Source organism: Bacillus sp. AR13-1, assembly GCF_008042285.1.
Taxonomy (GTDB): domain Bacteria; phylum Bacillota; class Bacilli; order Bacillales; family Bacillaceae_G; genus Bacillus_A; species Bacillus_A mycoides.
In genome coordinates this window covers 61356-73646 of sequence record NZ_QNUA01000023.1, presented here as the reverse complement: position 1 = coordinate 73646, position 12291 = coordinate 61356, and the positions used below count along the sequence as shown (strand labels likewise).

Sequence of the window (12291 nt, the reverse complement as noted above, 5' to 3'; positions counted from 1 at the left end):
TTTTAATCCTTGCTCTTTTTTTATAACTTCCATTTCCCTTCATCTTTCTTTTGTTACATATTATACTAATACGCTTGATAGAAATACGATTAATGCTGTTAATACTACCGCTCCACTTGCTGATCCTACGAAGTCACCTTTTGTCACTTTTAATACTTGCTCGTTGTTCATAACTTTCATTCTCCCTTCTCTTATTTTTGTTACAAAACTTCTATTATACTAATACGCTTGAAAGAAATACGATTAATGCTGTTAATACTACTGCTCCGCTTGCTGATCCTAAGAAGTCACCTTTTGTTACGTTTAATACTTGCTCGTTGTTCATATCATTCATTCTCCTTTTTTATAAGTTATCTATATGTAATTACTAAGAAATGATTAGTTCATAGTTTTCATGTTAACGTTACATTGAAATTAATTACGTAACGTTTGTAACACTAATGTAACATAACTATTATTACGTTGCAATATAATTACGTAAATTTTATTACACTTTTTTTACGTTTTTTTAAATAAACACTCAAAAACCTTGTTTTAATGCGTTTTCTACTACAATCACATTTGTAACACTAGTGTAACATTAAGGTCATAAAGCGAAATATAATATTATTCATCTCTATTTTGTTAAAAACCAAAGTGAAACTTTAATCAACGAGAGTTCCATTCCCTACTAATTATTCCCCTCACCAATCGCACTTTTACTAGAAATTAATGCGGGATAAAATACTATCTTTCCAAGATAAGTTTATATGTTTCCTCTATATAACTATGTATAATGGAAACAAAGAGGTGGTCATTTTGAAATTAATCGCACTAGATATGGATGGTACACTACTATCATCTAATCTTGAAATCTCCAAAGAGAACTTACAAGCTATCCAAACCGCAAAAGAGGCTGGTCATATTGTAATGATTTGTTCTGGCCGCGCGAAAGAGGATGCTTTGAAATTATTGGAAGAATATAAACTATCTCTTCCAGTTGGAGCAAGCAATGGGGCAATTGTTTATGTGGACGGAAAAGTAATTAACTCGCGTTGTTTACAAAATGATAAAGTATACAAGCTTGCAAAATTACTAGAATCTGAAGGTTTTCCATATAAGTTGTACACAAATAAAGGGGTTTATTCTCCTTATACATGGCAAGGTCAAGTTATGCAGGCATTCGAAGAAAATAAACATACACTAGATGTTACACTTGAGGAACTTGAAAGAATTACAGAAAAACAAAAGAAATCTAACTTAATTACTGATTTCCAAAAAATAGAAGATGTCGTAAATAATCCAGAATTAGAAATATCTAAATTCTTCATTTTAACATTTAATGCTGCTCATCGTTCACAGCTATTACAAACTTTACAAGAAGATACGGACATTTCAGTTACGGCATCAGCTCCTACTAATGTAGAAATTATGGATAAGCATGGCCATAAAGGCAATGGTTTGCAAGAAATGGCAGCTTATTTCAATATACCAATTGAAGATACTGTTGCAATCGGTGACAACTTTAATGATGTGCCAATGCTACAAGTAGCCGGCTTATCAGTTGCAATGGGAAATGCTGAAGAAGACGTAAAAAAATTATGTGACGTTGTTACATTAACAAATAATGAAAACGGTGTTGCTCATGCAATTGAGCAATTTGTATTAAAACAAACTTCATCTAGTAAATAAAGTGAAACTTTAATCAGAGGTGGGGTTCCTCTGATTATTAGTTGAACCAATCGGGCTTTTACGGGCAGTAAGACTCCCACCTAACTTCCCCGCATGTGTCGAATTTTCAGGTGGGAGTCTTACTGCCCGTTAATGCGGGGTAAAAAAAGGACTCTTTCACATTTTGAAAGAGTCCTTTTCTTTTACACATGATGACAAGCAACAAAATGATCTTCACCCACATTACGGAATTCTGGTACATTCGTTTTACAAATATCTGTAGCAACGGGGCAACGTGTATGAAAACGGCAACCTGATGGTGGATTTGCAGGACTTGGAATATCCCCTTCTAGAATAATCCGTTCTCGCTTAACCGTTGGATCCGGTATTGGCACTGCTGATAACAATGCTTTTGTATATGGATGAAGCGGATTCGCAAATAACTCATCACGTGGTGCTGTTTCCACAATAGTTCCTAAATACATAATTCCAATTTTCGTACATAAGTGCTCCACAACACTTAAATCATGTGAAATGAATAAATAGGATAATCCCTTTTTCTCCTGTAATTCACTAAACAAATTAATGATTTGCGCTTGAATAGATACATCTAATGCCGCAACAGGCTCATCAGCTACAATAAATTCTGGATCTAATACCATCGCCCTTGCAATAACGATACGTTGACGTTGCCCACCGGAAAACTCATGAGGGTACCGGTCAATATGATACGGCGCTAAACCACATAACTCCAATACTTCTATCACCTTTGCACGGACATTTTCTTTCGTCGCTAGTCCGTGAGCCAACATTGGCTCACCAAGCGCTTCTCCAATTCTCATTCTTGGATTTAATGAGCTAAATGGATCTTGAAAGACGAGCTGCATATTAGGACGATGCTTTCTCAGCTCTTCTTTTGATAAAGCATGAACATCTTGACCTTTAAATTTCACTTCACCTTCTGTTTTTTGAACGAGACGGAGAATTGTTTTTCCTATCGTCGTTTTCCCACTTCCAGACTCTCCTACAAGGCCAAACACTTCTCCCTTATCAATTGTAAAGCTTACCCCATCTACCGCTTTCACATGTCCAATCGTTCTACTAAATACGCCGCCCTTAATCGGAAAATACGTTTTTAAGTTCTTCACTTCTAATAATGATTCACTCATTGCCCAGCACGCTCCTCATATAACCAACAAGCTACTTTATGATCCTCGTCATGCACATTAAGATTTGGCGCTTCATTTTTGCATATTTCCATGCAATGTTCACAGCGGCCACTAAAGTAGCAAAACTCATCTAAGCCAACTAAATTTGGAACTTGCCCTGGAATAGAATAAAGTTTATCTGTTCGTTTCCCCATTACTGGTTTTGATTTTAGCAGCCCTTGCGTATATGGATGTTTCGGATTTTGAAATATCTCTAGTACCGGTGCCTCTTCAATAACTTTTCCACCATACATAACGACAACATAATCGGCCATTTCTGCTACAACACCTAGATCATGTGTAATTAATAAAATGGACGTTTTAAATTCCTCTTTTACTTGTCTTAGTAAGTCTAATATTTGCGCTTGAATCGTAACGTCTAGAGCTGTTGTCGGTTCATCTGCAATTAATAACTTTGGATTACAACTAAGTGCAATAGCAATCATAATACGTTGTAACATACCACCGCTTAATTCGTGCGGATAAGAATGGACAATTTCATCAGCACGAGCAATACCAACTTTACGAATTAATTCAATTGCTTTTTTGTATGCTTCGTTTTTGCTAAGTAGTTCATGCTCTCTTAACGTCTCAACAATTTGCTCTCCAACAGTAAAGACCGGATTAAGTGATGTCATCGGTTCCTGGAAAATCATCGCGATATCATTTCCTCTTAAACTACGAAGTTCTTTCTCTTTCATTCCTAAAAGACTTTTTCCTTCATAAAGAATATCACCACCAACGATGCCGCCAGATTCAGCAATAAGTCCCATAATAGATAAAGCCGTTACACTTTTCCCGCAACCTGATTCGCCTACTACACAAACTGTTTCACCTTCTCGAACTGAAAAGCTAACATGATTGACAGCCTTTACTGTACCTTCTTCCGTCTGAAAGTGTGTTTGTAAATCCTTTAGCTCTACTACTGCTCTACTCATGCTTTCTCACCTACCGCTTCATCTTTGGATCTAATGCATCACGAAGTGCATCGCCAAGTATATTAATTGATACAACTGTTATAAAGATTGCAAAACCAGGCGGGATCCATAACCACGGACGCTTTTGGAAATCGATTAATGAGTTTGCTGCACTAATCATATTTCCCCACGATGGTGTAGGCGGGACAACGCCAAGTCCTAGGTAACTTAGTGCAGACTCTCCTAAAATAGAACCTGCAACACCTAATGTGGATACAACAATTAATATCGGCAGAACATTTGGGATTAAATGATATACAATTTTCCGGTAATCGTTTATCCCGAGTACATCAGCAGCTTGCATAAACGATTGTTCTCGCAGCGATAAAATTTGACCTCGTACGAGGCGTGCAAGTCCTGGCCAACCTACTAAACTTAAAATGATCATAATGACATAAAGACGATAATCAGATGGTACTTTCCATTCTGATAAAATAGCTCCCATTATAATAAGTAACGGTAATCCTGGCATCGACATTAAAATATCCGCGAGACGCATTATAATATTATCGACGATACCACGGTAGAAACCTGCAATCGCTCCTAATAAAGCACCTAGTATAACGGATAACACCATTGAGGCTAAGCCAATTGTTAATGAAATCCGTCCTGCTTGCATAAGCCTCGTTAAAATGTCTCTTCCTAATTGATCTGTGCCAAGCCAATGAGAAAAACTAGGTGGTTTGTTAATTAACGTAACTTGTATTTTTCCTGATGCATACGGTGAAAAGAATGGACCAATAAAACAAAATAAAAACATAAAAACTAATGCGTAAAATCCTATAAGTGCCATTTTATTTTTCTTTATCCTTTTAAAAGCTTGCCTCCACGGCGATGATCCATTCCTTCTTTTCTTTTTTTCTTTTTTTTCCGTAGTTGTTGTAACAGTTTCCATCTCTTTCCCCCCCTTACTTCAACCGAATACGTGGATCAACAACTGCATATACAATATCCGCTAAAAAGTTTGAAAAAATTGTCAAACACGAAAGAAACATCGTAAATGCCATTAATACCGTATAATCACGAAAATTAAGTGCTTCTAATTGAATATTACCGATACCTGGCCAGTTGAAAATTTGTTCTATAATAATTGCCCCTGAAAACAACCCTGGTAATTCAAATGCAAGCAATGTAATAGCCGGCAAAATTGCATTTTTTAATGCATGTTTATAAATAACGGTCTTCTCCTTTAACCCTTTTGCTCTAGCCGTTCGAATGTAATCTTGCCGTACAACCTCTAACATACTCGTTCTAAAATAACGAGTTAATGAGCCAACTCCAAGAAGAGTTAAAATAAATACGGGTAAAACCATATGCTTTGCAACTTCTATTCCGTAAGCAAGCCCAGTTGAATTACTCCCAACATCAATCATCCCGCCTATCGGTAACAGCTTAAAGTCAACCGCAAACACTTTAATTAAAAACAAACCGATAAAGAATGAAGGAAATGACATCGCTGCAAATACACCAATTGTTACAAGCTTATCGAATAAAGAATGTTGCTTTGTCGCTGAAAATACACCGATAATAAGTGCAATTAGCCAAATAAAGAACAATGCAATAATCGCAACAATAAACGAATTCCATATAAATTTATTTAATAATGACGTTACAGATTCTTGATATTGAAGAGAAAAACCAAAGTCCCCCTGCAATGCATTACCTAGCCAGTGAAAATATCGCTCAACAATTGGTTTATTCAATCCATACAATTCCCTAAGTTCAGCTGCTCTTTCCGGTGTAATCTTCGGGTTTGAATCAATATAATCTCCTGGAAGAAGTGCGAACAGGAAGAAGATAATAATCGATGTCCCCAACAGTGTAGGAATCATTTGTAACAGCCTACGAATGATATATGTTTTCACCCTTTTTCTCTCCAATCTTATGCTTAAAATAGAAGAACATTTTTTCAAAGCGGCACACTACTTGCCGAATGAAAAAATGTCTTCTACTTATACATTCTTCTCGTTATTTTTCGATAGATAGAGCTGGTAAGTTTGCACTAATACTATTGTATTTTTCAGGGTCAATTCCTTTTATATTCCCGTTATAACCAGTAATTGTTCTACGATAGTTTAATAGAATTACTGGTGGATCATCACTTAATTCTTTATACAGTTCTTTATAGATTGGTTTACGTTTTTCAATATCTACCGTTTCAATACCCTTTTGAATTAACTCATCTACTTTTGTATTTTTATAACCAAGACTCTTCTCATTGACACCCGACAAATATTCACCAGCTGTTTCACTCGGATCACTTGTAATTGGTGTCGAAACAGAAGCTAAATCATAATCACCTTTGTTTACCTTCGAAAGCATAGTATTAAAGTCCATAAATTCAGGGTTAAATTCTACACCTATTTCTTTATAATTCTCTTTTGCAATCGGAATTAATAAATCGCTATCTTTAGCCGAACTTGGGCCGAAATAAGAAAGCTTTAATTTTTGACCATCTTTTTCACGAATTCCATCCGAACCAACTTTCCATCCTGCTTCATCTAATAATTTTTTCGCTTTTTCTTTGTCGTATTCATATTTATTAACTCCTTCTTCCGTATAAGCCCAAGAAGTTGGATGAATTGGTACATTAGCTACCGTACCGTATCCTTTCAATGCTGTATCAACATATTTTTTACGATCTAATCCGTAAATAAGTGCTTGACGAACCTTTTTATCCTTTAAGTACGGCTTATTATTATTCATATAAATATAGCTAAATGACGCTGCTGTTTCGATTTGGATATTTGCAAATTCTAAAGCCTTAGCCTGTTCAAGAACTTCGTCACCAGTACCTAGGCCAGTGTAGTCAACCTCACCTGTTTGGAATAATTGAAGCTTCGTATCACCAGAAGTAATTTTATAAATGAAGTTTGGAATTTTTGGTTTACCCGCATAATAATTTTCATTTGCTACAAATCGCACTTCTTGCCCTGGGATATACTTTTCAAATTTATATGGACCCGCAGCTATCGGTTTTTCATATAACGCTTTTAAGTAATCTAAGCTTGTATTTTGTTTGTAATCTTTTCCATAATAAGCTTTTGATAATACCTCTCCACCTAAGGCTGTTAGTGCCTGTGAATTAACTTTTTTAGTTGTAATTTTAATTGTCTGTGGATCAACAACTTGAATTCCTTCAATAGAAGTTGCTTTTCCTTCTTTATATTCTTTACCACCTTTAACAGCATATTGAGAAATGTCTTTGTCACCCTCATATGCCTTATCATGTAAAAGCGTCAATGTGAACGCTACATCATCTGCTGTTAATGGTGAACCATCGCTAAATTTCAAATCTTTACGTAAATGGAATGTATATGTTAACTGATCAGAGGAAATATCCCACTTCTCAGCTAATTCTGGAGTTGGTTTTCCTTGTTTATCTGTAGATACAAGGGATGCAAAAATAACTGAAGTGACGTTTCCATCCCAACCATTTTGTTGGAAATATGGTAAAAATACGCCGCCTGGTTTACTAATGCCAACTACTAACGTATCTTTTCTATTCTTCGCTTTATCTGGTACTTTCGTCTTATCTGTCGCAGCAATATTTTCAACTTTTATATTTTTTAAATCTTGCTGTTTTACTGGTTCTGTAGAAGCCGTATCCTCCTGTCCCCCACAAGCAGATAACACAAGTGAACTACTCAGTAATACCGAAAATACACCAGCCCATTTTTTTGTCTTTTTCTTCATTGTCCCCACCCTAACTTTTTTTTAATAATTACACCTTATGAACTGCTTGCCTAATGTATGCCTCCCACAGCAACATTTTATAGCCAATCGGAAAAGTCGGTTTTGGTTATAAAAAAATAGTTGTTTTTGAGGGGTAACAATCTTATTCCGACCTTTCCGGTAGACTTTATGGTTATTAGCTTATATCTTTCAGTATATTTTGTCAATTATTTCTATATAAATATTTCGATAATTCTTTCGAAATTATTGAGCAATATTCAATTTAGGTAAACTTAACAAAATACCATTATAATTATCTTCTTGTAATCCTTGAATTCGTGCATTATGTGCAGACACGACTTTACTATTGTTTAAGAAAATAACAGGTGGATCTTCACTTAACTCTTGATATAGTTTTTTATAGATTTCTTTTCGTTTTTCAATATCCAATGTTTCTAATGCCTGCTTAGCTAATTCATCTACTTTCGGATTATGATATCCATCATAATTACGCTTACTTGTCGAAACAAACTCCTCAATTGTTCCGCTCGGATCATCAATCATCGGTGTGGAGACCATCGCTAAATCATAATCTCCTTTAATTACCTTGGAAATCATCGTATTAAAGTCCATGTATTCAGGATTGAAATCTACCCCAATCTTTTTATAATCCTCCTTCATAACGGGGATCATCACATCATTGATTTTACTTGCAGAAGAAGCAAAATAACTTACCTTCAATTTTTGGCCATCTTTTTCACGAATACCATCTGATCCAGCTTTCCACCCAGCTTCATCGAGCAATTTCTTCGCCTTTTCTAAATTATATTCGTATTTATTGAGTCCTTCTTCTGTATACGCCCACGAAACTGGTGTAATTGGTACATTAACGAGTGAAGCGTATCCTTGGAAATATGTATCAATGACCTTTTGACGCTCTAATCCATAAATAAACGCTTGGCGTACACGTTTATCTTTAAAGTATGACTTCTTATAATTCATTTTAATGTAACCGTATGAACTTCCCGTATACACATTAACATTAGCAAAGCCTAACTCTTTTAATTGTTCAATCGTCTCCGCATTTGTCGTGAAGCCATCATAATCTACTTCGCCCGCTTGAAATTGTTGCAGCTTCGTATCACCTTTTGTAATTTTATAAATAAAGTGCTCAATCTTCGGTTTACCTTCAAAATAATTTTCATTTGCTACAAAACGAACCTCTTGACCTGGAATATATTTATCTAGTTTATAAGCTCCTGCTCCCATCGGTTTTCCATATAACTCTTTTAAATACTCTAAATTCCCTTGCTTATATTCTTTACCGTAATAAGCTTTTGATATAACTTCTCCACCAATTAACGATAATGTTTGGGCATTTACCTTTTCAGTTGTAATCGTAATTGTTTTCGGATCGATGACTTGAATCCCCTCAATAGATGTAGCCTTTCCTTCTTTATATGCTTGCCCACCCTTTATTGCTGTTTGGCTTATGTCCGTTGCACCACTATAAGTTGGATCATGTAGTAAAGTTAATGTAAATGCTACGTCATCCGCTGTTAACGGTGAACTATCACTAAACTTTAAATCATCTTTCAAATGAAACGTATATGTAAGCTGATCCTCCGAAATATCCCATTTCTTCGCTAGAATTGGAATTGGTTTCCCCTCCTTATCCAATCCAACGAGAGGAGCAAAGATAGCTTGTGTTATATTACCATCCCACCCATTTTCCATAAAATGCGGAAGGAATATCCCGCCAGGGCTCGGCATTCCCACTACAAAGGTATCCTTTCTTTCTTTTGCCTTTGCTGGACTTTTTGCTTTGTCACTCGCTTTAATAAACTCATCTTTTACTTTCGGCATCTTTGTTGCTTCATTTGTACTTGTCTCTTCTTGAGCACATCCTGCTAATAAAACCGATGTACTAAGAAACGTAAAAAGTAACCCTTTAAAAACCTTTCGCATAATTCTCACCCTTACTTTCCTGTTTTTTTATTAAGTGGTAACATAACGCCAATTCTGTAATTATCTTTACTTTACCTATAAAAATAGTATGAATTAATTTCAAGATTATTCCTTTTCACTAGTTATGTCAATCCTTGCTAATTGATGTCTTTCAAAAAATAAAAAACACCTTCTATTACCTAATAGTCCCGCATAGAATAATAACAATTAACTACCAAGAAGGGGGCGAAAATATGGACAACCTATTCCAATATGTCCTGCACTATGTATTATTAACAATCATAATAGTCGGGGCGTTATTACTATTCCCTTTCTTCCCAAAGTTCGTCCTCTTTTTAGCTTTTTTTATTATGCTCGGGATCGCTATTATAATTTCAACAAGGGAAGATACCACACAAAAAGAAAGCAGAGTTCAGCGCGTAAAGCTGTAACTCTGCTTTCTTTTTTCAGTCATAACGTATTCTTGTTAAACCAATTACGAAAAATACTCCTGCAAATAAAATGAGTATACCAATATATCCTCCTATATCAGCTAATGTACCTCCCCTTACAATTAACTCAGTAAAGCCACGCATCGCCCACGTTTGCGGAACAAAATTTGCCGCCGCTTGCATCCATGAAGGCTCAATTTCAATTGGCCAATAAAGACCACCAATCATACACGTTGAAATTACAACGATATTCCCTAGTGCGGACTGCTGTTCTGTTGTTTTCACGATACTTGCCAATAATAAAGCTAGACCAATAACCGCTAATAGCAATACTGAAACGAGTGTAATAACCCCTAATAAATTTCCCCACTGCACATCAAATAATGAATGCGTTAATATCATTAAAACACCAAATTGAATCCACCCTATTAAAAAGAAGGAAAGGATATATCCTGCTAGTATTTGAACTTTTGAAACTGGTGCCCCTAATAAACGAGACCAAACACCAAGTTGTCTAGTTTTCAAAATAGTTCCCGTCGCACTTAACATGACAATCATGACGAATAGAATTGAAAAACCTGCCGCTCGCCCTGTAACGTTATTTAACTTTTGATCATCGTGTAAAATCAATTCTTTTTGAATCGAAACAGGATCTATTTTTGTATAAATTGTTTCATACATCGTTTCCCACGAAGTGTTACTTTTCTTCTCAAAATCTCTTGCTGCACTAACTTCTATCTCCATCTTTTTTAATGCACTTGCTAATACTTGCTCTACAGAAGTTCCACCCGTAAAATCAGCACTGGCTTGAAATTGGATATTTTCTACTTTTCCATCTAGCATACTCTTTTGAAAATCTTTCGGAATGATGATTATACCAGATGCTTTCTTATCTTCGATCCTCTGTGTCCCTTCCCTATACGTTACCTTTTCTATAGAAATTAAATCACTTTTCTTTATTTCCTCATAATACTTGCCAGATAATACAGAACCATCTTTATCTACTAAACTAATATTTACTTTCTCATTCCCACTTCCGCCTAAAAGTCCACCGAATATGAGTGTAAAAATAATAGGCATTCCAAACATGAGTATATAACTTTGTGGCTTAATTAAAATTTGTTTTAATTCTAGCCAACAAAGCGCCCAAACTTTCTTCATCATTTCCCCTCCTATCTCGTACGTAAACGTAACGTTCCAATCATAACGGAGATAATTCCTGCACTACATAAACTTAAAATGACAGGGAATAGCACATCCCAAGATGTTCCCGACATAATATTTAAAAAGCTCGTAAGTGCCCATTTATTCGGAGCAATATTTGCAACTGTTTGAAGTGTATCGGGAAATACGTAAATCGGTAACATTGATCCTCCTAATATAGCTAGTATTTGAATACCGATTCCCCCCATTAAGTCTGCCGTTTTTTCCTCACGAATAAAAGCGGCGATTAACATAGATAAACCAGAAACACAAATTGCATAAGAAATTCCCAACACTACTATTTGAGACACATCTGCGCCCCATTCCACATGAAACATAAAGTGTGTAGCAACTATAAATATTCCAAATTGTATACAGGCAAATAGTAATGTACCTAAAAACTTCCCGAATAAAATTGAAAATGAGCTCGTCGGTGTACTGAACAAACGCGCCAACGTTTCAGTTCGTTGCTCTGTTACAACTGACTTTGCACCTACTGTTATGTTATATAGTAAAAACATGACTAACATTGCTGCTGCATAATATTGCATCGCTGCAACTGTTTTTTTTCCTACCGTTCCTTTTTGGATGTTACCCACACTTGCAGTTGCTATCGTCTGTAGACTTCCACTTACCTCTTTTGCAACTTGTGCTACATCACTCTGCTGAGATTTTGCTAATTCTGTTACAACACTTTTAGTAGATACTGCGACTGTTTGAACACGTTCTGAAAAAGAGCGGATCATTGACTCAGCAATTTTTGCTTGTATATCTTTTGATGGGTCTATAAGCACCTTTGGTTCTTTTAATTTTCCATCTTGTACTTGTTCGCTCCATTTATTTGGGATGGCAATTCCTACATCTATTTTCTTTTCCTTTAACATATCTTCAAGCTCTTCCCGAGAGTTAACTACCTTTACTTTCACATCATCTTTTATTTCTTTAGATTGCAATACATCTTTTTGAAAGACATCTGCAAACTCATCCGTTCCCTCTTGATAATAGCCAATTACTGTTTTCGGTAGTCCACCACTCTCAAATACATTACTTAATGCTGAACCTAAAATGGCCGTTAATACAATTGGCATAATTAACATCATCATAAATCCGCGCCGATCAATTAAACGGATTTTTAAATCTTTCCATGCAATAATGAAACTTCTCATCTCGTACTAACCC

12 protein-coding genes are annotated in these 12291 nt (G+C 35.7%); 2 read left to right on the top strand and 10 right to left on the bottom strand.

The genetic code is table 11. From position 1 onward, the window contains the following. Positions 1-60: 60 nt before the first annotated feature. Together DN408_RS18540 and DN408_RS18535 are read right to left on the bottom strand one after the other, a co-directional pair. Positions 61-171 (bottom strand): DUF3948 family protein, encoded by a 111-nt coding sequence (locus DN408_RS18540; protein ID WP_002169299.1) that lies wholly within the window; start codon positions 169-171, stop codon positions 61-63. 43 nt (positions 172-214) lie between these two features. After that, positions 215-334: a DUF3948 family protein gene (locus DN408_RS18535; protein WP_002009865.1), complete on the bottom strand. Its 120-nt coding sequence runs from the start codon at positions 332-334 to the stop codon at positions 215-217. Positions 335-798: 464 nt separating this feature from the next. Here DN408_RS18535 and DN408_RS18530 point away from each other — a divergent pair, with 464 nt between their 5' ends. Next, a complete protein-coding gene (locus tag DN408_RS18530; RefSeq protein WP_002187510.1) occupies positions 799-1671 on the top strand; it encodes a Cof-type HAD-IIB family hydrolase in 873 nt (290 codons plus the stop codon). Between the two features lie 182 nt (positions 1672-1853). On the opposite strand, the gene DN408_RS18525 is transcribed toward DN408_RS18530, so the two are convergent. The 6 genes from DN408_RS18525 to DN408_RS18500 all read right to left on the bottom strand — a co-directional run bounded on the left by DN408_RS18525 (position 1854) and on the right by DN408_RS18500 (position 9478). Beyond that, a complete protein-coding gene (locus DN408_RS18525) occupies positions 1854-2819 on the bottom strand; it encodes an ABC transporter ATP-binding protein (protein ID WP_144513619.1) in 966 nt (321 codons plus the stop codon). After that, a complete protein-coding gene (locus DN408_RS18520) occupies positions 2816-3796 on the bottom strand; it encodes an ABC transporter ATP-binding protein (RefSeq protein WP_002091396.1) in 981 nt (326 codons plus the stop codon). Before DN408_RS18520 ends, DN408_RS18525 begins: the two co-directional genes overlap by 4 nt. Positions 3797-3806: 10 nt before the next feature. Next, a complete protein-coding gene (gene opp4C / locus DN408_RS18515; protein WP_002124793.1) occupies positions 3807-4730 on the bottom strand; it encodes an oligopeptide ABC transporter permease in 924 nt (307 codons plus the stop codon). A 13-nt stretch (positions 4731-4743) separates the two neighbouring features. Then, entirely contained in the window at positions 4744-5700 is a 957-nt protein-coding gene (locus DN408_RS18510) for an ABC transporter permease (protein WP_033730959.1), read from the bottom strand. A 103-nt stretch (positions 5701-5803) separates the two neighbouring features. Further along, entirely contained in the window at positions 5804-7531 is a 1728-nt protein-coding gene (locus tag DN408_RS18505; protein ID WP_002169302.1) for an ABC transporter substrate-binding protein, read from the bottom strand. Positions 7532-7774: 243 nt separating this feature from the next. Further along, complete coding sequence (locus DN408_RS18500) at positions 7775-9478, bottom strand: ABC transporter substrate-binding protein (protein WP_078178057.1); 1704 nt, start codon at positions 9476-9478, stop codon at positions 7775-7777. A 233-nt stretch (positions 9479-9711) separates the two neighbouring features. Here DN408_RS18500 and DN408_RS18495 point away from each other — a divergent pair, with 233 nt between their 5' ends. Beyond that, positions 9712-9909: a hypothetical protein gene (locus DN408_RS18495; RefSeq protein WP_002115459.1), complete on the top strand. Its 198-nt coding sequence runs from the start codon at positions 9712-9714 to the stop codon at positions 9907-9909. 15 nt (positions 9910-9924) lie between these two features. On the opposite strand, the gene DN408_RS18490 is transcribed toward DN408_RS18495, so the two are convergent. Then, positions 9925-11070 (bottom strand): ABC transporter permease, encoded by a 1146-nt coding sequence (locus DN408_RS18490; RefSeq protein WP_002169304.1) that lies wholly within the window; start codon positions 11068-11070, stop codon positions 9925-9927. An 11-nt stretch (positions 11071-11081) separates the two neighbouring features. Beyond that, complete coding sequence (locus tag DN408_RS18485) at positions 11082-12278, bottom strand: ABC transporter permease (RefSeq protein ID WP_078178056.1); 1197 nt, start codon at positions 12276-12278, stop codon at positions 11082-11084. Positions 12279-12291: the final 13 nt, after the last annotated feature.

Bases quoted from the DNA above. Each gene is read 5' to 3' on its own strand.
- DN408_RS18505 (WP_002169302.1), bottom strand. From the start codon at position 7,531: ATGAAGAAAAAGACAAAAAAATGGGCTGGTGTATTTTCGGTATTACTG.
- DN408_RS18540 (WP_002169299.1), bottom strand. From the start codon at position 171: ATGAACAACGAGCAAGTATTAAAAGTGACAAAAGGTGACTTCGTAGGA.
- DN408_RS18490 (WP_002169304.1), bottom strand. From the start codon at position 11,070: ATGAAGAAAGTTTGGGCGCTTTGTTGGCTAGAATTAAAACAAATTTTA.
- DN408_RS18485 (WP_078178056.1), bottom strand. From the start codon at position 12,278: ATGAGAAGTTTCATTATTGCATGGAAAGATTTAAAAATCCGTTTAATT.
- opp4C (WP_002124793.1), bottom strand. From the start codon at position 4,730: ATGGAAACTGTTACAACAACTACGGAAAAAAAAGAAAAAAAGAAAAGA.
- DN408_RS18525 (WP_144513619.1), bottom strand. From the start codon at position 2,819: ATGAGTGAATCATTATTAGAAGTGAAGAACTTAAAAACGTATTTTCCG.
- DN408_RS18495 (WP_002115459.1), top strand. From the start codon at position 9,712: ATGGACAACCTATTCCAATATGTCCTGCACTATGTATTATTAACAATC.
- DN408_RS18520 (WP_002091396.1), bottom strand. From the start codon at position 3,796: ATGAGTAGAGCAGTAGTAGAGCTAAAGGATTTACAAACACACTTTCAG.
- DN408_RS18535 (WP_002009865.1), bottom strand. From the start codon at position 334: ATGAATGATATGAACAACGAGCAAGTATTAAACGTAACAAAAGGTGAC.
- DN408_RS18500 (WP_078178057.1), bottom strand. From the start codon at position 9,478: ATGCGAAAGGTTTTTAAAGGGTTACTTTTTACGTTTCTTAGTACATCG.